This window comes from uncultured Roseibium sp. (assembly GCF_947499295.1).
Lineage (GTDB): Bacteria > Pseudomonadota > Alphaproteobacteria > Rhizobiales > Stappiaceae > Roseibium.
In genome coordinates, this window is record NZ_CANMNP010000025.1 from 35472 (window position 1) to 53277 (window position 17806).

The window sequence follows — 17806 nt, forward strand, 5'->3', positions numbered from 1 at the left end:
GGTTATCCCATCCAAGAAGTAACAGAGCGTGGAGCAGCTTTGCGGGGCTGCTTGTTTGGCTTGATTAAATCCGGGAAAAGCTCTGAGAAGCCCCAGACCAAAGCGTCAACGCGATCCGGCGAGCCGTCGCCCTCGTATCCCGCGTTTGTCATGTCCGTCATTTGCGTTTCAAGTTCCGGGAACGCGCCAATGTGATGCACTCGGCCTGTCTCATAAATCGCCGCTATAGGCTCTGCCCGAACGTGCTTTCCACGGCTGGCTCTGACTTCAATGATATTCAGCGTGTCACGAACACCGCGAAGAGTGTGCGCCACCATGTCGCCACCCTGGTTGGTCTCAACAACAATCCCATCAGCTTGATGTTTATCATGCAGGGCCACAGCGCGACGTGCCCATTGAAGCGGCGAGCCTTCCGTCGAACCATCTTCGATTACGAACCCTGTATCGCCTCGCATCCCAACAACAACGATTCCATGATCATTGCTGTCTTCGTTGTTTGTCGTCGCCGGGTCGACTGCGACTAAAATGCGCTCGATGTCATCTGGCGCTTCGGTTAAGCGTGATGCATCAAGATCTGCCTGACGCCAAATTGCACCGGGCCTATCTCCAAGAATTTCGGCGTGAAGCTCTTGGCGACCTAACCGGGTTCCTTCATACTTTTTCTGAATCTTCTTCAAAAACGCAGGGGCAAGATTCGACTTGTTATCAAGCGTTCGACCGCGAGTGACCGCAACCGCGCCCTCCTGCCCCGCCACAATCGCTTTGACCAACTCAATTGGCCGCGGTGTCGTAGTGACGATTTGCTTAGGATGATCACCAAGCCTCAAACCAAATTGAAGCTGATCCCACGTTTCGCGAGCGTATCTCCATTTCGCTAACTCATCTGACCAAGCTATTTCATGCTGCGGTCCACGTAGCTGGTCCGGTTCCGTCGCATTGTAAAGCTTAGCAATCGCCCCATTTGGCCAAGTGACCTGACGCTTCGATGATTCATAGAGCGGGCGTTCTGACTTTGGATAAACCGATAGTAACCCACTTTCGCCTTCGACCATCACATCACGAGTATCAGCCGCCGTTTCTCCAATCAGTGCAATACGGCTGATACCTGAAGCTACTTGCTCCTTAACCCATTCAGCGCCAATCCGTGTCTTTCCAAAGCCTCGACCGGCCAAGACCATCCAGATATCCCAATCGCCATCAGGAGCAATTTGATTTGGTCGAGCAAGAAAGCCGCGCCAGTCGAACAGAAGCTCTTCACAGTCTTCTTCGGATAAATCCGCGAGTGCGACCTCTCTATCCTCCTGTGAGAGCGACCCTAACCGCTCAGCCGGACTCAGCATCGCCACTGACTGATGATAACTTATCCAGCATTGCGTTCAGTCGCACGGAAGCGGGTGTTTCTACGACCTCAAGCGGCCCACCGTCAGGGCCAGAGATTTCCTTTTTCTCTGGCGCGTACAAACCGAGATGCTTACTCAGCTTCTCAAGTGCCGCGTTCTTATCCCAAGTTTTAATCTTATGGGTGTATTCAACCGGCGTTTTACCGTCTGCGTCTTTCTCGCTGGTGCGATTGGTGACAACTTCAAGCGAGCTGATTGCCGCCGCCGTATCATCATCCCAGTCTTGCGGATCAACTAGGTGCCCCGATGGTGTGAGACATTTACGTAGATCGCTAAAACTCAAACGCGCCAGTTCCAACAGCACTCTGTCTTGGGTAATTTGAGTGCGCTCTGAGCGTTCTTTCTGTGCTTCGGCGATAGCGTCAGACACCTTAACATTTGCTAACAGACGCGATCCTTGCTCGTTTGCCGTCTTTTCGCTGTATCCAGCTCTGATAGCTGCCTGTGTGGCATTTAGGTCCACAAGGTATTCTTCAATAAACCTCGCCTGCTTATCGGTCAGCGCCATCACAATTCGCGGAGTGGAATTTCACCTTGCTCCGCCTCCTATCGTGTACGATATAATCTCTAGCGACAATATCCGTTACATTCCCATCCCGATTGCCGCTCTTAGTGGAGCTTGTTGCCAGCTCCTTAGTTCAGCTTCAGGATTTGATGCTGCCGGAGTTAGCGCAATGTAGGCTGATATCCAAAAGCTGTTACCGCCAGTTATCGTGACGGTTTCGCTTGTGACCGCTCCAGCAGTTGACTGCTCAAATGTTGCTGCTGCACATGAAGCAGATGCAGAGCCATTCCCTGGTGGCCCGTTTTCATTGTCGTATCGTTCGGTCCAATCTGCTGGCCAACTCGGAACAATCGGATTGCCGCTATTGCCTGACTCATTTGAGATCGCCGCAACAACTACGCAGTCAGCCGCTGATGTCGTTATCCCGGAAGGAAAAATGACGGAGGTGTTAGATCCACCTGAATTTGTTCCACTCGCATTGATCGGGTTTGTATTGTCGACACCTGAGAACCTAAGTAACGCGCACGCAACACGCTCAGACCCCGAAATCATCGATATCGTGTAGGACGACGGTTCTGCTCCATCGCAAACCCGGTACTGATAACTCCCTCGAAATGTCCCGCCCGATCCCGCAACAGGGCCGCCAAAGAGATTTGTAAACCCCGTTAAGGCAGCGATTCCATTTGTGCCGTCTGTGTCAGCAACGAACACGAGCACGTCACCGGACGTTGTCCCGGTTGGTAGGTTTAGCGTTCCTGTCGCTGTATTGTCTAAATTGGTGCTGGCAAAGCTCTCGAAGGCAATTGCCATTAGTGAATTGCCTCATACCTGCCGCCCTCTATAAAATCCCAGTCGTCGTAGGAGATGGCGTAAATGAAAACGCCCTTGCGATAGAGGTGAATTTCAGTCTCTTGCTCTTCGAAATCATCAACCAGCCACTCTTGTGAAAACCCGTCTTCGTCAGAGGCTCTGAAGAGATAGCTGTCAGGCCCTGTCAATTGGACCGCTCCGGCTTTGTCGCCTTGCCTTGCTTGAAGTCCAGGGCAATCAATTCCAAAAGAGCGCCGAATTGCTGTTCAGTCATTTCAGACTGTTTGTAAGCCTCGACAATCAGATTAACTGCTGTTTCAGCCGGGTCACTTGCCATCAGTCTTTCCAGTGAAATCCAATACGCTCAGGGAGCCGCATGAACTCGTTTCCGTCCGCGTCCAATACACCTATTGGCACTGCCTCATGATCCGATACCGTCAATGCCGGAAGCAGAGTCTCATCCTCATGAATGCGGTCATCGTCAGTAAGACAAGACCTCTGAGTGAGCGCTTCGCCTCTGGCGATTTTCGCAGCCTTCGATCTGCGTGGATCTCGAAGTATCTCTGATGCGATACGCTTGGTGTAGCGAGGCATGTGACTTCACCAGTACCTTGACTTTGCCTTGACGCGAACGCGGGGCTTCCATTGTATTGGAACTATGGAGACCTCTGGCAGAGGCGCTTGATACACTGGGTTGTTCGGACAAGGGCACGGGCTTGAGCCGCCCCAGCCACAAACACACCCACCCATCCCGATAAGCGGGTTATTCTGGTGCAAACCAATGACGCGGCTGTTGTCGATTAGGCACATGAGATGCCTCCAATAGAAAAAACCCCGCCAATCCGAAGACTGACAGGGTTGAGATGCGGGATCCTAGTGAAGCAGTGCCCGCTTGCCACCCGCGCTTGTTTATAGACGTTGGGGCTTAACCGCCTTTCGGCTCGTCTTGGCTCCCCATAAGGGATGTTTCAGGCGGGGCGCACGGTCTCAATCATAAGCCGCCGCCTGATTGTGTTCGGTGCGCCCGAGTCGAACGGGAACAAACGCCATGCAGGAACGACCCGATTGCATCTAACGCCTAGGTGCCGTGCAAAACACCGAATTCCTGAATCAAAAGAGCGCTCCCATTCGCGAAGCGCCCATTGTGTTAAAAATGACATTCGCACACATTTTCTGCGCCGTCAATGTCTATGCTGCACGTTTTGTGGAGTTTATGCGGAATTTATGCACAGCATTGAGTGCACACCTCAAATCACCAAGTTGATGCTCCAATATCTGACCACGCTCCAGGCTATCCAATGCGCCAAACAGGTTTGCCGTGTTCCCTAGAAGACTTTGTGAATCCATGACCTGATTGCGCATACCTTCCCACTGCTGAATTGCACCAGCGCAGAAACGCTCAAAAGCCTCTTCATCACCACCTTGCGACGGCCCGCGCGGTTCGCGAGGTGCATGAGGCTCATCAATCGCGCTGAGATATTTGATACGAACCGTGTTGTAGAAAACCGCCGCCTCGTATTGGTCCCTGCTCAGTGCGTTGCTGGCAAACAATGCTGCTTCGATAGTCCCGACAGATTGGGCAAGGTTTTGTGGTATTCCCGCCCTAAGCCGAGCGGCCATCGCTGTTTCCATGGCCTCACGTTCGGTTTCCTCGCGTTCCTGGTTCCGCAGATTACGCTGATACTCTTTCCTGCGGGACAGTCTGCCGTTCGGCTCACGATTTACGTTTTGCCTGCGCTTCTTGTGTCCGCCCCGTCTTGCCATGCCGCCTATTCCTTCACCAGTTTTAAAACGTGACCTGTACTCTTCACCCTTGTGTCGTCATCAAGCTTTGGTAGAGGCCCGCCCAGCTCCCATGCCTTAACTTTGGCCTTGAGGTTGTCTGCAGACGGGGAACCGCCAGGATTCCCGACAAGCTGAACACGACGAATGCCGAACAGTCCGGTAAATAGAATCCAGCGCCCTAATTGCTGATATTTCTCTTTCCCATCGTCATCTGTAACTATCGTTCTTCCTGTGACGGTTCCGATGTACTCGCGCTGGTACCAGGCCATAGCCCCTACCCTTCTAATCGCCTGCTGCTTTTTTGATGATGGACATGAGGGATTCTTCAGAGAGACCAACCCATTTAAGACCCCTCTCTCTGAGGAAGCTGTCGATCATAAATGCCAATTCCCGATCCAAATGCTTGTCGTGCTGCATTCGAGCCTTTGCAGATGGGGAGATCGACTTAAGCGCTTCTATGTCAGCAAACAGATTATTGTGCCGAGATATTTCAGGCTCACCTTTCTTCCGCTCCAGGTTTCTGAGAATGTCTCTGGCAATATATATTGCGGCAGTGTTGGGGTTGTTATCACCACCTTGCGGAATACCAACGCTAGCTGTTGGAAAGCCCATTTCACTTGCGCTAGCCAAGGCCCCTTTCAGCGCTCCCGGACCAGCAGTCGCACCGCCTGCGATCAATCCAAGAAATCCGCGTCTTGAGCTTTTCATTTCGTGTCTCCTTAGAAAATCCAAGCGCCCAAACCAAACGCAACAGCGCACCAAAACAGAACTGCGAGAAGCGGGAAAATCCACCAACCTGTTGGGAACATGTCCATGTTAGCCCCTCCATTCCGGTGCGAACGGAATTTCGTCGTCTTGCGGTCCAAATCCCCCACCCTGGTCATTTGACCCGGTGTTTGAGTTTGTTTGACCTGATGATTGGCCGGATTGAGGGCTGTCCAACATCGTGAGATTACTGTTGAATCCCTGAAGGACAATCTCTGTCGAGTAGCGATCCTGGCCGGATTGGTCCTGCCATTTTCTCGTCTGTAGCTGACCTTCCAGATAGACCTTAGAGCCCTTGCGCAGATAGTTTTCTGCAACACCCGCCAGCCCTTCGTTGTAGATGACGATGCGGTGCCATTCTGTGCGCTCCTGGCGCTCGCCAGATGATTTGTTCCGCCAGCTCTCTGTTGTGGCAATGCGAAGATTGGCTATGGGGCGACCATCCTGTGAACGGCGAATTTCCGGGTCTGCTCCCAGGTTTCCAACCAAAGTTACCTTGTTGACGCTTCCACTCATGCTGCGTACTCCCAATTAAATCCGGTGCTAGCTGTTTGATATCCCTTCGCTGCATCTTCAAAACGTTGGGCGTTCAGAAGAGCTGCGGCTGTGTCGAAAGGCTCTTCGACATGATCAATCTTCTTGGCTTTGAGGTGCGCAATACCGCGTGAACGATGATGCTTGAGTAGCCTGCGGAGAAACTCCTTGTTGGCCTTTTTAAGCTCCTGAATTTGTGCCTGGGTGCGGTCATTCAAAGGCGCGACCAACTCCAGCCCCCGCGCACCGCGAGCCCATCGTTCTCGGACGATACAGTCATCAAGGCAGTACTTCTCTGCAAGCATGGTGACTGTCCAGATATCGCCTTCGAAAAGTATCGGATTGGGAACAGGAGCGAATATCTCGTCACCAATGCGGCCCTTTGAAATGCGCCAAAGGACAATCCGTTCTGAAAGTCCAAGATCTCTGCAATGATCTTTGGCTGTAGCTGCTCTACCGCGATAAACAAAAACATCATCAAGCATGGCTCTTATCCTGTCGCTTTGAGTTGAAGGGGCTTGAGAAGGTCGGCTTTGGTGGCCTCCCGCTTTGCGGCGATATCCTTGAGCTTCCAACGCTCCTGCATTTCCGGGCTCATCTGGGAAAACCGAAGATCAAATTCGTTGTGGTCACGGATCATCGCTTGGACCTGCTCACCGGTCGGCTTGCAGTGACGACGCTGAATGAAGCCGATGAGCTGCTGTTGCCAACCTTCCGCACAGGCGCGCTGGACAAGATCCGGCATTGCTGAACGGGCAAACCTGATTGCGTTGTCGCGCGGCATGAGTTCCTTGCCAATGTCCCAATCACTGAACTGTGGCATTGGCTTTCTCCATCCGCTTCAAAGTGGTTTTGAGGGATTGCCCCCAGAACTGGCGAGCGTCCAAAGCCTCCCTCACCTCTGCGATAGACGGCGGAAACTTGTTGGTGCTCGGAAGACCATTGACCGGATCAACCACGATGCGCCCCACTGCCTCCGGGTATTGCTGGAAGGTTGCCGACAGAGCCGCTGCAAAGGTCTTGGCGTTAGCGAAATCCTTCGCCCGAAAACACCCGGCCAGGGTCGTAGCCATCTCCAAGGCTGATTTCGCCTCCGGCTTCTCGCCCGCCGTAAGTTCTTCCGCCAACTGCCGTAAGCTCGATAATTTCTGCTCCGTCATCTCCGGCTTGTCGGGACGAAACAGGCTCGACCCCGCGTTCAGCGCGTTCGATATCGTCGCGGAGTTCGTCAAATGCTTGCGCCAGGGGGTTTTGAGGTTGCTGGTAGCTACGGCTTGGCTTCCGTTCGGCTGCTTTGCGGCACCAGTTCCGCCACGTGGCGTCCCAATCCCGTTTGATAGCGTTTTGCCCACTTGCTCCAATCCAGTAGTCTCGGAATTTATCTGCTTCATGGCGCACCTCATCTGTTGTCAGGCTGAGAGCCTGAGCGTCTTGGATGTTTTTTTCTGAAGGGGTCCAGTTTTCAGGAAGCCGCGTTCCCTTTTTTTGGGAACCTTTAGGTTCCTTTTTTACTCTTGGTTCTGGTTCTGGTTCTGGTATGCTTGCGTTTGGGTTTAGCGAATTTGAAGCGTTCGCTTCACCTAAGCTCTTGTTTTTATTCGATCTAGACCGCCCACCCTTGGCACCGTTTTGCGAATTTTTCTCGATTTTTTCTTGCGTTTTTTTCCATATTTTTTGCAAGTTTCTTTGCGAAATATGGCCGCTTTCGAAGGTCAAAAATTCGCTGAGGCGGGCTTTGATCTTGCGCCATTTAGCGGCTGTCAAACCCAAGATTCGGGCATTGTCCTTATCATCATCGGGAACACTTCCATCCCTACGCCACATGGCAGCAAGCAGCAAAAGATAAGCGCCATGCTCCTCAGTGGTGAGGTGTGTCGTATCTGCGAGATATGCATCCCAGAACATGGGCATGGAGGGTGCCTTGCTCATATTGAGACTACCCCGCGCCGCCGCCCCTGAACATTCCAAGGGGGATCAAATTCTTGAATGTAAGAAAGCTCTACTTCTCTCAAGTATTCGACAAGCGTAGGCTTGAACCACGTTTGTACGTAATTGAAGGTTTTTGAGATTTCCGCCAACGCTGGATGGCTCGCGAGGCGCTGAGACAGCTTCTCAGACATTCCAACGTAAGAAACGACCACATCTTGCTCAGGGTGGTCCAGAAATCCGATGAACATGTAAACCGCAGGCTCAAGCTTCGGCTCCATAAACAAGTTGCAGTAGGTATTGGGTGTCCGCCAATTGTCACCCGCCAACCTCTTAGAGAGTTTCTCGTAGTCTGCGCGTTCACCCATAGTGGATTACCCTTTGTAACGCCGGTCCATAACCGGCTGATCAATCTTTTGCAGGAAGGTTTCACGCGCGCACTGGTCTGCCGCTTCCCAAGCTCTCAGGAGGTTATTGAGCCATCTTTCACGCTTCTCATCTTCGGACATGATGGTGCGTGTTGCCTTGGCTTGGGCAATTGAATGAATGACGGCTTCTTGCTGCTCTGCTGGTGCTTTGGCAGCCTTTAGGAGCGCGCTGCGGTTATCATCTAGGCCCGCCTGTCGAGCGGCCTCTTTGGCACGCTCTGAGATGCTGGCAACTTTGACGGAGCGTTGAGCGTCAGTACGCTCTATGCCTAGCTCTCGACTGGCGGCATTGACCCCACCCTCTGACCTATGCCCTCTTCCGTCAATTCGTTTGCTTTCAATCGGCGCAACTTGCGCCGAATGTGCTTCTGACAACTCTACCCAACGTGCAATCTGCTCTGAGCGCTCAAGCTGTGTCAGCTCTGACCGGTGTAGGTTCTCCGATATTTCAACAAGCTCAGCGTCGATGTCGTCAACCTCGTGCACAACGCACTCGACCTTTTCGAGGCCTAGCTTCTTGCAAGCCTCAAGGCGGTGCGCTCCGGCGATCAGGAGGAGTTTCTGACCTCCAACTTCCAAATCGACAACGCGGATAGCGATAGGATTTAGGAGTCCGAACCGCTCTATAGACTGCGCAAGTTCGTTCACCTTTTCCGGGCCGATGGGTCGGCGGGTGCCGACCACATCAATTTCTTCCGGATGAAAGTAAAAGATCTCCATCATCGTACTCGATGGAGATTTGAGCCGATAGGCATGGCCCTGTAGTGATGGAAAGTCTCTCCGAGAAGATACTTCTCCCACGTGCGCAAAAAGTGATTGACCTGCTGCACCTTTGCCGAGGCTGAACTGCCTGAAATCCTTCCGGAGTTCAACATATTGCGAAGAGTGTAGACCGGATCGCCCCTTTTGATGTTTTCACCAAATGCAACGCCGTCAACAAAACTTGGCAATTTGTCTGCGTGACTGCTCTCTGTGAGAACCAGATAGCAAAACGTCGAATATGCAGCCTGAGAGCCCTTCAGGTGCTTGCAGATCTTTGCACCGAACAAAACCGCCTCATGTAGGGGTTCGTAATGCTCCGCCGTGAAGTCCGAAATCTCCGAAGTGGACACTTGTGCGCTCATGTTCCCCCGTTTCAGGGCGAGAATGAACGCGACCAGGGCGGCCATGTTTTTTGGGTTCACCACTCCATCGATGGAAAGCACGTCAGCCGCCTGGCGCTTGCGACCAGTATCGAGGACCTTAAAGCCTTCGGGATCGGCTCCAACGACTACAAGCATCTTCGCCGCCGTCCCTGTGGCAACGATGGCGTGCATGCGATGCTGCCCATCATCTAAATCGCCGTCGCTATTAATCGACACGCCTTGCGATGTAAGCCGCCAATGCCCATTGTCCATCTCACGAACAATCTTCTTGAAATTGTTGACGATGAACTTTCTGTTCTTGTTGTGGTACTTTTGCAGGATGTGCTCGGCCAGCGCCGGAGTGACATTCCAGACTTCGGCCAAAAGCTCATCTTTCGGAAGCGTCAGACCGTGCATCACAAACCCATCAAATAGCTGTATTGGATCAGGTTTCAGTTGCGAGATGGGCTGTGATTTGGTACTTAGTTCCTGAAGCATTTTTGAGTTTCCTTTCCAAGGTAAGCCCCCGCACATCCCTGCTTTGCAAATGGCGGGGGTAAGCTTTTTCAGGCGCGATTACTCAAACTTCTGCGCGCACCTTGCGCAGCTTCTCAATCTGCCCATGAGCACGCTTGTGCTCGTCCCTGATCGTGGTCGTCAGGTAGTAGAGGGCTTTGAGATTTGGGTGGTCGAAGCCTTCTTCGAACAGCTCGCTTATGACGCTGCGCAGGGCACCTTGAAGGCCCTCCTGACGGTCATGGGTAAGCTCGAGGTCGATAAGGACTTCGTTTAAGCGTATGCGAATGGGTGTAACTTGGGTGTGGCTTGTCGTGGTCATGACAGCGCTCCGTGATCTATCCGCAACCCGGTGTCCTAATCCCGAGTGGCGGAGTGGACGAAACAGGTTAGGACTACCTGAGACGCACCTCACGGCAATGCGCCCAGGTCCGCTTGCGCGGCCTGTTTGCCCACTCCATACGGATCTAGCGTTACGCCAGATACAGAAACCCCGCACACATGAAAGGGCGCGGGTGGAGCGCCGTGAAGACAACAGGGTCCTAATCCTGGTGGGTGAATTTGCACCCGACACAGGAATCATGCGCTCACTTGTTTGATTTGTCAAATATGGGGTCATGCTCCCCTCCCATGATTGGGATGAAAGCCGAGAATTTTTTCAGCGGCCTTCCGGGCTGCCGCTGCCTCTTGAATTGTCTCGAAGTAGCCAAGGTGCTTATTTACGTCACCGCATTTGATGCGCGCTTGCCACGCGCCTAGCGCTTCGTACCAATGAACGCCTGTTACCCCGCTTTTGTTACGAGCTGACTTCTTTCGATTTTGGGCGTTCAGGGTGTTTGTGACAGACCGTAAGTTACACAGACGGTTGTTGTCTTTCTGCCCGTCAATGTGGTCTACCTGCTCGGGCCACTGACCATATTCCCAAAGCCAAACAACTCTGTGTGCGAGAACAAATTGACCAAGGACTTTTCCTTGGCGGTATCCTGCCTTGTCATGCGACGTGAACGCTTCTTCACCTGAAAACTTCTTATTCCAGCGCTTCCAAGATCCTGTGTTTGCGAACCACTTTAGTTCTCTATTGCGCCAAGTTAGCTTCCCTGTGGCTGCGTCGTAGTCCAGGAATTCGCGGACTAATTGGAACGTGATTTCAACGCTCATCGCACACCTCCGAAAGGCTCAGTCGATCCTGCGATTTATGAATGGTGGTGACGCCTGTTTTCGGTTGAGTGGCGCTGTAGACCTGCAATGCGACTATGCCGACGATGAAGATGGCCATGAAAGCAAAGACGCATAACAATTGGCGTCCGAAGATATCCATCAGCCGATCTCCTGTGCCAGTTTTTCGCGGACAATTCTCGGGAGATCGGAAACGCCATTCGCTTCCATCAGAAATGAACCAGCGCCGCCACGGACAAATTCATCCATGTAGTCTGTGAGAGACATTCCGCACGTGCCGGAGTTCTGACCGCCAACAATCGGCAAGGCGTTTATGACGACTTCACGCCATCCGTTTTCCGCCGATGGCGTTGTCAGCTCGTCTCTGGCGATCTGAACAGCGTTGTGAGTGTGTTTGCCGTTGGTGCAGCCGTTTTCGATGTTATCGCCACCGTCAGCGGATACATCCATGACCGATCGGTCTGCTGTGATACCGTTGGCGTCCAGGCTTTCACCAGCAAAGCGTATCGCTCGAGCTAAGCCTGTGAGAGTGCCACTCGGACCGGTCTTGAGAGTTTCGGCAGCTTCAATTTCCTGCGCGAAATACTCCGCGTCTTCATCGGTCTGGATGACAAACCAATCTGCGATGATATGGGGGGTTGAGCCAAACTCGATATAGGCAACAGCAATTGCGCCGCAGTATGAGTTTTGAATAGCGTCAAAAACCTCACCAGAGCGGAATGCAGAAGCATACCCTGCCCTTTGAATTTCACGCTCACCACTGCTCATGGATGAAGAGACATCAGCAACAAGAGCAAGTTCTGTGGAGATACAGTCTTGAGCTAGAGCCGGTGTTGATATGGCCGTTGCTAATAGAATTGTCGGGAGAAATCTCATGCCGCACTCTCCTCTGTTGGGAGAACCTGACCGGCTTCAGCCTGTAACTCGCAGAAGTCTTTCAAACGCAGAACAACAAGAGCCTCCTGCCTGTCAGCGCCAAGCACTAATAGGTCAGCCTCTTCAATCCATTTTCTGATTTGTTTCTGACCGTCTGCGCGCTTCTTGCACTCAACAGTCAATGCCACTTCGTTGTGGTCGATCAGGCGAACATCTTTTCCGAAGCCATCAACAGCACCAGAAAGAGGAACGCGATCGGCCCTTAGGCCATGTGCTCGGAGAATGTTGACAACATCACGTTCAAAACGAGCGCCTTTGTCTCGGGAGAACTTGCCCATCAGTCTCTAGCCCCCTCTTTGTTAAGCCAGGGCAGAGCACTTCTACTCTTGCAGTTTCGAAGAGATTGCCTGAAGGTTGGAGCTTGCGGGTCTTGCAACCGAGAAAGTGTCACCGAATGCGTTTTGCTCTTTTTTTGATGGCAGTACTCTGGCCAACCATCACCTTCCCTCAAAGTTTCACAGGGAACGACCTGCTCCGCTCTTGCCGGGAAGACCCCGAATCTTTCTGTCTGGGCTACGTCGCCGGAGTCACCGAGGGTGTAAAAGTTGGAGCCCTCGGCGGAACAGTCGCTGCTATGATTGAATTTCAGACCGGTCTTGCAGACGCCAAAAAGGCACAAGGTTTCTGCCTCCCTGCCGGTGTTACCTATTCCCAACTCCGAGATGTCGTTGTGAAATACCTTATTGCCAATCCGGAAATTCGCCATAATTTGGCTGCGCCGTATTCGGTGACAGCACTCGGTGAAGCATTCCCCTGCCACTAATACCGTCATCGCCACCTCCCCCAATTATCCCGTTGATTGGCTTTCTCGGATCTCACGAACCAAAGCCTCAACCTGTTCCACCAACTTCGGATCAATCTCATCGCTCACGGCCCTCGTGATTGTGAGTTCGTGCTCTAGAAGAGCAGCCTGACGTGCACATTCGGCCTGATACGCGGCCCTAATTTTGGTGAAGACACCGAGAAGGATGTCCTTCGGCTGGCGGTAGCGGAGCGACCAAAGCACCGAATAAGGAACGCCGTATTTTGCTTCGACACGACGCATTGCATTATCCAAATCGCCGGGCCCCCTGCTCTCTCGCTGGACAAGTCCCGTTGCCATTTCCCGCGCTGCCGCTACGCTCATTTTTTGATCCTCACGCAAAGACTTTTTGATCATGTGCAAATTCTCCTGAGTGATATTCAGTTTCAGGAGATCGGGGATCTTCCCCGGTTACTCAAAGGCAACGGCTCCGCTCTCACACACAGCCAATGCCTACAGAATTCGAAATGTCGCGGCTGTCCCTCTGTCCCTAGAGTCGCGATGTACGTGAGGGCCTGCGTAATTGCCGCAACTCGGCAGGCCCTCACGCCCCTTGTTTGACTCTTACCTCTCTCCGGTGTCGGATTGAAAAATCACAATCAAGGAGTGCGGCTATGATCAACGACGTGCCGGAAGAGGAAGAAGTCCCCCTATTTATTGCTCCCGGAAACTACGCAGTGAGGATCGGAGAGAATGGACGAGACGTTTGGCTACGTATCGGGCGACTTCCGCCAGAGGTACATCCAGACCCCAGAATTGTGTTTGCGATGTCAATGGCACCTGAAGAAGCTCTCCATCTGGGCCACGCGTTAGTAGAAACGGCGCGCGAGGCGCTAAAGGATGAAAATCCTCATTAGGCCATACATTCTTTACGGGCTTGATTTCTTGAATGTTTTTCATGAAGGCTGCCCAACGATTAAACCGTGAGCTTCACCTTTCAGGTTGTTAAGATTAAGCTCGCTTAGTTCAGATATTGGATCTGAAGGACGGCGCAAAGTCTTCGCAAGGCGGAGCGCTGTCTTCTCATCACAGTCAAGTCCGATAACCGTCCCGCCGATAAGAAGACCTGACCCCGAAGATGTTTTTACGATCTTCGCAAAACGCGCATCGTCACGAAAAATGTCATCAGGTGATCTTGTCATTACCTGCTCGCTTAGTTGGAGGTTTCGCTTAGTTGTTTTTGAAGGAAGGTTTTGAAGCGCTCAGCCGTGCCAAAGGTCGGCCCATATTTGCCGTTGTTGATGGTGTTCAAAATGCCTGGGCTCCCAAATGCCTTTTCCAAGGTGCTAGGAGCCCATGATTTTTTGAGCATCACTTCATCGGCTAAATCTTTGAGTTCTTCTCTCATAACCAAAGAGAATACCAGATATTTCGTGTATCGCAAGTACCAGTTTTATCTGGCGTGCAAATTTATGCCAGATTGCTATTTTGAGGCATGGAAGATTTGTGGCTTGTTCGATTTAAAGAGGCGGTTCAAAAAGCCTTGGATTCAGGAGAATTCAGTATGCGTGCGCTCTCGCTCGCATCTGGCTTAAATCCGAATTACGTGGGCGACATGATGGATGGTGCGCAGCCGACCGTCAAAAAATTCTTAGCTATATGCGATGCCTTGGGAATTAGCCCAATTGAGATCCTATATGGCGAGGTACTTACCCAAGAAGTGAGAGAACTGGCTAGCCGCCCAGAGGTCATCAAACTTCTTCGTGATCCTGACGGCGTTGAGTTTGTGACCTACTACAGCAAGGTGAGTGAGAAAGATCAAAAGAGGATACGTGATTTCCTGCGGCCAGATGATCTCGAAGAAGCCGCCAACGACGAAGTGTCTCTTCAGCCCCTAAGCGATCAATCGAAGTAAGTAATTCCACTAATCCTTGCACAGCGCGGCCTGTTATTTAACTTCACCTTGTTGAATTATCGTTTCTTGTTGTAACCCTTTCCGGCATATAGCAAAAAGCAAGACCGATAAAGAATGCTGGTGGTTCACACCTTGCGTGAACTTCTCTTTTTGGGTGAGTAAATCTAACAACGCAATCTGCGTGACTTGATATTATTACCAATAAAATGAACCAACTTTCATTCTAGAGTTGTGATCTCGGTTGCGCTCTAGGTAGCATTTCACGCTTTATCGCAGACAATATTTCATCAGAATCAATCGCTTAGCGTCTTGGCCACAGGCAAAAGCCCTAAAACTGGCGTGAAGCGTGATATTTGCAAGCATTTTTTTTCAAAAAAATGTCGCATTAAAGATTGTTAATGATTAATTTCAGTATTTACCCCTAATCAACACACAACCACTGCGGAAGTTGTAAATAATCTCTAATCAACACAAGGTTATGTTGAGTTGTTACTTATTGCATGAGTAATAGCCACAGCTTTTTATTCGCTTGAAATAGTTACATTTATCGTTCGTAATCAATTACGGCGAAGTAGTAAAAGTGAAGAAGCCCAATAAGAGCCCCATAGCGGCAGGGAATGTCGCAGAGTACCGAAAACACATATGTGCACATGTCTTCAGTCAACTGAAAAGGAAAGGTCGCCATCCGGCTCCGACCTTGACCGAGTATCTTTATTCACTCACTGGCAAGGCGGACCCTAGCTCACTCAGCAATAATGACTGGAACCTTGCCATGAGCAAGCTGGGGGAGCTAAATCGCCTCAGCGCTAAGGACACATATCAATTGGACGAACGCAGCGTGGAGGAATTCTACGAGGTTTTTGGAGAGGCCGTCCTGGGCCGTAAAATCGCACAAAAGGACTTGGCGGATCTGACGGATGATGAGCGTGAAAAACTAACTAAAACAATCGCGGGTGTCTCTGGAGACTATTCTGAATAGGGCAAGGTGGTGGCTGTGCATAAGCAACAGCTATTTATTAAAGCACAAAACCCCGCACAAGGCGGGGTTAAGGGACGTTGACAGTTCGAGGCTACTCAGGGCTTGTCATCACCAAGTCGAGTAGCCTGCCTAGTAGTCTAGGTCTTAAAGCCCGACATCCGGGGTACGCAATATATGTACTATAAGTGACCTCATTTTTCAATGATTTTGTCGAGCCCCAAACCAGCTAGTACCGCCCTACGCACTCCCAGAAGGTCTTCAGGTGTAAGCTGAGGGTACTCGTATCTACGTCTACCAACCTTAATACAATCCATGCGTCCAAGACTTATATTCATTACAAGGTCCGCTTTAGCCCAGCAGTCTAAATCGTCCGGCTCTCGCGGGTGGTAATTCCTTGATAGTTTATAGACATAAGGGACTTCCCTGACAGGAGCGCTCAGACTTATCGGAACAATCGCAGCAAGGTTGCTTCTCCCAGGGAGTTTAGGAGAAATAACAATCACTGGTCGTTTCTTACATATCTCTGGCGGACTCAAATCGCTGAAATCCGCATAGTATATTTGGCCCGCCTTTGGGAAAAACTTGAGCGCCATCAGGTTTCAATACCTCGTTTTCAACGCCCAATTTTATCAAACGAAAATTCACTCGGATAGATTGGCCCAGTGTTTAACCCCAGCGGAAACCGCATTTCGTAAAAATCGCAAGATTCGGTTCATGGCGGCGGCTCTGCAGCTGGTTGGACTGGAGGGAGAATAACACACCATACAAGTTTTTTCTGGTATTGTTATTGACATACCAGACATATCTGTTACTTTAGTCCTCAACACAGAGGACAGACCGATGACCCGCACACACCTGATTGAGTTCTACGATTCAGACGGAGAAGTAATGTCGCGGGCTGCGTATGTGTGCAGCTATTTCAGCGCTCTCTCTGCCGCTGCTGAACGTGCGGAAGCAATCGGCGCTGAAGACTATGACGTTATCAGGCCGGAACGTGGCGATGAAGACGAAGCGCCTGTCCTGTTTCAGGAGGCCGCAGAATGAGTGACCACAATCTCTCCACTCTCGACGACGCAATTCTTGGCGCAAAATGGCACTCGAACCAAGTTCAACAACACGCGGTTGCCGCCTATTACGTTGGTTTGCACTCCAAGGATTCACAAGAGCATCAGATACAGCACCTGCTGAGCAGCTTCGACAAGCTAAGCGCAGAAGTCGCACGTATACGAGCCGAACTTGCAGCCCAAGACACTGAGGAGGCCGCGTGATGGTTGAGATCATAAGAACTAAGACACGCGCTGAGGGTGGAATTACCCCTGAAGAGAAAGCGCGCATGGATGTGTGCTTGATCGATGGTTGTTTGAAGCACGTAAAGTCTGGCGGACTTTGCAGCGCGCACTACGAAAGAAAGCGCAAATACGGAAGCCCAACAATCAGTAAAACAACACCGGGAGAACCCCTACGTTACTTCGAAAATTTCGTCCTTAGTTTCGAAGGGGATGATTGCCTTGTCTGGCCATATGGAAAGCATCAGCAGGGTTACGGGGTTCTTTATTACGAGGGGCGTACCGTTTTTGTGCACCGGCTAGCGTGCGAACAAGCATATGGCCCTCCACCATCATTAAAGCATGAAGCGGCCCACGCCTGCGGCAACGGGCACATTGGTTGCTGCAACCCAATGCATATATCTTGGAAAACCCCCACAGAGAACATCGCTGATAAAATCATCCACGGCACCATGGCTATGGGCGAAGCGAATGGCCGGTCAAAGCTGACCGTAAAAGATGTTCTCGAAATTTTTTCAATTCGTAACTCTCTCTCCCTGCCGCAGATTGCTGACCGCTACGGCGTTAGCAGGTCCGCTATCGCTGACATCTATGCCGGAAGAACTTGGAGTTGGCTCACAATAGATGCGGAGTTTCAACAATGAGCAAGATAATTAGAACGAAAAATCAAGCGCTAGGCGGCGTTACTTCTGATGAACTTGAAAAGATGAAGTCTCACGCAAAGCTCTGGATTAACCGGGCAATGCGCACCGACCCAATCGAGCCTGAAAAGATTATTCCGGCAATTGAAGGATTGTATGAGGTTGCCGGACTGAAGAAGCCTCGTGTTGTCATCGTGCCTTCGCCGTTGGTTATGGCTTTTGCCTTCGGGGCATCTGCTGCCATTTGGCATGGTAGGAAGAGCAGCGCCACACGCAGCGCCACACTCAGCGCCACAGACAGCGCCACATACAGCGCCACACGCAGCGCCACACGCAGC

General features: G+C 51.5%; 33 protein-coding genes. 8 read left to right on the forward strand and 25 right to left on the reverse strand.

Annotated features, from left to right (window positions below; translation table 11 throughout):
* Positions 1-2: 2 nt before the first annotated feature.
* Together Q0835_RS26965 and Q0835_RS26970 are read right to left on the reverse strand one after the other, a co-directional pair.
* Positions 3-1340: a terminase family protein gene (locus tag Q0835_RS26965; protein ID WP_298966223.1), complete on the reverse strand. Its 1338-nt coding sequence runs from the start codon at positions 1338-1340 to the stop codon at positions 3-5.
* Positions 1324-1908, reverse strand: coding sequence for a terminase small subunit (locus Q0835_RS26970; RefSeq protein ID WP_298966159.1), 585 nt, complete (start codon positions 1906-1908; stop codon positions 1324-1326). Before Q0835_RS26970 ends, Q0835_RS26965 begins: the two co-directional genes overlap by 17 nt.
* A gap of 433 nt (positions 1909-2341) precedes the next feature.
* Between Q0835_RS26970 and Q0835_RS26975 the strand changes: the two genes are divergently transcribed.
* Positions 2342-2470, forward strand: coding sequence for a hypothetical protein (locus tag Q0835_RS26975; RefSeq protein WP_298966162.1), 129 nt, complete (start codon positions 2342-2344; stop codon positions 2468-2470).
* 244 nt (positions 2471-2714) lie between these two features.
* Here Q0835_RS26975 and Q0835_RS26980 read toward each other — a convergent pair whose 3' ends face one another.
* The 19 genes from Q0835_RS26980 to Q0835_RS27070 all read right to left on the reverse strand — a co-directional run bounded on the left by Q0835_RS26980 (position 2715) and on the right by Q0835_RS27070 (position 12183).
* Positions 2715-2903 (reverse strand): hypothetical protein, encoded by a 189-nt coding sequence (locus Q0835_RS26980; RefSeq protein WP_298966164.1) that lies wholly within the window; start codon positions 2901-2903, stop codon positions 2715-2717.
* A complete protein-coding gene (locus tag Q0835_RS26985) occupies positions 2900-3052 on the reverse strand; it encodes a hypothetical protein (RefSeq protein WP_298966166.1) in 153 nt (50 codons plus the stop codon). The genes Q0835_RS26980 and Q0835_RS26985 overlap by 4 nt, the downstream gene beginning before the upstream one ends.
* Complete coding sequence (locus Q0835_RS26990) at positions 3052-3309, reverse strand: hypothetical protein (protein ID WP_298966167.1); 258 nt, start codon at positions 3307-3309, stop codon at positions 3052-3054. The genes Q0835_RS26985 and Q0835_RS26990 overlap by 1 nt, the downstream gene beginning before the upstream one ends.
* 594 nt (positions 3310-3903) lie before the next feature.
* On the reverse strand, positions 3904-4479 hold the full coding sequence (locus Q0835_RS26995; RefSeq protein WP_298966168.1) for a hypothetical protein: 576 nt from the start codon (positions 4477-4479) through the stop codon (positions 3904-3906).
* A 5-nt stretch (positions 4480-4484) separates the two neighbouring features.
* Entirely contained in the window at positions 4485-4769 is a 285-nt protein-coding gene (locus tag Q0835_RS27000; protein ID WP_298966170.1) for a hypothetical protein, read from the reverse strand.
* A gap of 13 nt (positions 4770-4782) precedes the next feature.
* Positions 4783-5208, reverse strand: a complete 426-nt coding sequence (locus tag Q0835_RS27005; RefSeq protein WP_298966171.1) for a hypothetical protein — start codon at positions 5206-5208, stop codon at positions 4783-4785.
* 108 nt (positions 5209-5316) lie between these two features.
* Positions 5317-5781, reverse strand: coding sequence for a single-stranded DNA-binding protein (gene ssb / locus Q0835_RS27010; protein WP_298966173.1), 465 nt, complete (start codon positions 5779-5781; stop codon positions 5317-5319).
* Positions 5778-6284, reverse strand: coding sequence for a hypothetical protein (locus tag Q0835_RS27015; RefSeq protein ID WP_298966176.1), 507 nt, complete (start codon positions 6282-6284; stop codon positions 5778-5780). Before Q0835_RS27015 ends, ssb begins: the two co-directional genes overlap by 4 nt.
* A gap of 5 nt (positions 6285-6289) precedes the next feature.
* A complete protein-coding gene (locus tag Q0835_RS27020; RefSeq protein WP_298966179.1) occupies positions 6290-6622 on the reverse strand; it encodes a hypothetical protein in 333 nt (110 codons plus the stop codon).
* Complete coding sequence (locus Q0835_RS27025) at positions 6606-6872, reverse strand: hypothetical protein (protein WP_298966182.1); 267 nt, start codon at positions 6870-6872, stop codon at positions 6606-6608. Before Q0835_RS27025 ends, Q0835_RS27020 begins: the two co-directional genes overlap by 17 nt.
* Positions 6826-7710, reverse strand: coding sequence for a DUF1376 domain-containing protein (locus tag Q0835_RS27030; RefSeq protein WP_298966185.1), 885 nt, complete (start codon positions 7708-7710; stop codon positions 6826-6828). The genes Q0835_RS27025 and Q0835_RS27030 overlap by 47 nt, the downstream gene beginning before the upstream one ends.
* A gap of 14 nt (positions 7711-7724) precedes the next feature.
* The gene (locus Q0835_RS27035; RefSeq protein ID WP_298966187.1) at positions 7725-8093 is read right to left on the reverse strand and encodes a GIY-YIG nuclease family protein; all 369 of its coding nucleotides are present in this window, start codon (positions 8091-8093) and stop codon (positions 7725-7727) included.
* A 6-nt stretch (positions 8094-8099) separates the two neighbouring features.
* Positions 8100-8876, reverse strand: a complete 777-nt coding sequence (locus tag Q0835_RS27040) for a ParB N-terminal domain-containing protein (protein WP_298966189.1) — start codon at positions 8874-8876, stop codon at positions 8100-8102.
* Entirely contained in the window at positions 8873-9775 is a 903-nt protein-coding gene (locus Q0835_RS27045; RefSeq protein ID WP_298966192.1) for a hypothetical protein, read from the reverse strand. Before Q0835_RS27045 ends, Q0835_RS27040 begins: the two co-directional genes overlap by 4 nt.
* Positions 9776-9857: 82 nt before the next feature.
* Entirely contained in the window at positions 9858-10115 is a 258-nt protein-coding gene (locus Q0835_RS27050; protein WP_298966195.1) for a hypothetical protein, read from the reverse strand.
* A gap of 293 nt (positions 10116-10408) precedes the next feature.
* The gene (locus tag Q0835_RS27055) at positions 10409-10951 is read right to left on the reverse strand and encodes an HNH endonuclease signature motif containing protein (protein ID WP_298966198.1); all 543 of its coding nucleotides are present in this window, start codon (positions 10949-10951) and stop codon (positions 10409-10411) included.
* Positions 10941-11111, reverse strand: a complete 171-nt coding sequence (locus Q0835_RS27060) for a hypothetical protein (RefSeq protein WP_298966200.1) — start codon at positions 11109-11111, stop codon at positions 10941-10943. Before Q0835_RS27060 ends, Q0835_RS27055 begins: the two co-directional genes overlap by 11 nt.
* Entirely contained in the window at positions 11111-11845 is a 735-nt protein-coding gene (locus Q0835_RS27065) for a DUF1194 domain-containing protein (protein ID WP_298966203.1), read from the reverse strand. The genes Q0835_RS27060 and Q0835_RS27065 overlap by 1 nt, the downstream gene beginning before the upstream one ends.
* Positions 11842-12183: a hypothetical protein gene (locus Q0835_RS27070; RefSeq protein WP_298966206.1), complete on the reverse strand. Its 342-nt coding sequence runs from the start codon at positions 12181-12183 to the stop codon at positions 11842-11844. The genes Q0835_RS27065 and Q0835_RS27070 overlap by 4 nt, the downstream gene beginning before the upstream one ends.
* 137 nt (positions 12184-12320) lie before the next feature.
* Here Q0835_RS27070 and Q0835_RS27075 point away from each other — a divergent pair, with 137 nt between their 5' ends.
* Complete coding sequence (locus tag Q0835_RS27075; protein WP_298966224.1) at positions 12321-12668, forward strand: Rap1a/Tai family immunity protein; 348 nt, start codon at positions 12321-12323, stop codon at positions 12666-12668.
* A 24-nt stretch (positions 12669-12692) separates the two neighbouring features.
* On the opposite strand, the gene Q0835_RS27080 is transcribed toward Q0835_RS27075, so the two are convergent.
* Positions 12693-13064: a hypothetical protein gene (locus tag Q0835_RS27080; protein WP_298966208.1), complete on the reverse strand. Its 372-nt coding sequence runs from the start codon at positions 13062-13064 to the stop codon at positions 12693-12695.
* 257 nt (positions 13065-13321) lie between these two features.
* Here Q0835_RS27080 and Q0835_RS27085 point away from each other — a divergent pair, with 257 nt between their 5' ends.
* Entirely contained in the window at positions 13322-13564 is a 243-nt protein-coding gene (locus Q0835_RS27085) for a hypothetical protein (protein WP_298966210.1), read from the forward strand.
* 296 nt (positions 13565-13860) lie between these two features.
* Here Q0835_RS27085 and Q0835_RS27090 read toward each other — a convergent pair whose 3' ends face one another.
* Positions 13861-14055, reverse strand: a complete 195-nt coding sequence (locus tag Q0835_RS27090) for a hypothetical protein (RefSeq protein ID WP_298966212.1) — start codon at positions 14053-14055, stop codon at positions 13861-13863.
* Positions 14056-14142: 87 nt separating this feature from the next.
* Between Q0835_RS27090 and Q0835_RS27095 the strand changes: the two genes are divergently transcribed.
* Together Q0835_RS27095 and Q0835_RS27100 are read left to right on the forward strand one after the other, a co-directional pair.
* Entirely contained in the window at positions 14143-14562 is a 420-nt protein-coding gene (locus Q0835_RS27095) for a hypothetical protein (RefSeq protein ID WP_298966214.1), read from the forward strand.
* Positions 14563-15334: 772 nt separating this feature from the next.
* Complete coding sequence (locus Q0835_RS27100; protein ID WP_298966216.1) at positions 15335-15541, forward strand: hypothetical protein; 207 nt, start codon at positions 15335-15337, stop codon at positions 15539-15541.
* A 191-nt stretch (positions 15542-15732) separates the two neighbouring features.
* Here Q0835_RS27100 and Q0835_RS30410 read toward each other — a convergent pair whose 3' ends face one another.
* On the reverse strand, positions 15733-16134 hold the full coding sequence (locus Q0835_RS30410; protein ID WP_366142413.1) for a type II toxin-antitoxin system PemK/MazF family toxin: 402 nt from the start codon (positions 16132-16134) through the stop codon (positions 15733-15735).
* 247 nt (positions 16135-16381) lie between these two features.
* Here Q0835_RS30410 and Q0835_RS27105 point away from each other — a divergent pair, with 247 nt between their 5' ends.
* The 3 genes from Q0835_RS27105 to Q0835_RS27115 are packed head-to-tail and all read left to right on the forward strand — an operon-like array spanning position 16382 to position 17471.
* Positions 16382-16585, forward strand: coding sequence for a hypothetical protein (locus Q0835_RS27105; RefSeq protein WP_298966218.1), 204 nt, complete (start codon positions 16382-16384; stop codon positions 16583-16585).
* Positions 16582-16809, forward strand: a complete 228-nt coding sequence (locus Q0835_RS27110; protein WP_298966219.1) for a hypothetical protein — start codon at positions 16582-16584, stop codon at positions 16807-16809. The genes Q0835_RS27105 and Q0835_RS27110 overlap by 4 nt, the downstream gene beginning before the upstream one ends.
* The gene (locus Q0835_RS27115; RefSeq protein WP_298966220.1) at positions 16809-17471 is read left to right on the forward strand and encodes an HNH endonuclease; all 663 of its coding nucleotides are present in this window, start codon (positions 16809-16811) and stop codon (positions 17469-17471) included. Before Q0835_RS27110 ends, Q0835_RS27115 begins: the two co-directional genes overlap by 1 nt.
* Positions 17472-17541: 70 nt before the next feature.
* On the opposite strand, the gene Q0835_RS27120 is transcribed toward Q0835_RS27115, so the two are convergent.
* The coding region (locus Q0835_RS27120) for a hypothetical protein (RefSeq protein WP_298966222.1) at positions 17542-17806 on the reverse strand (265 nt) is incomplete at its 5' end.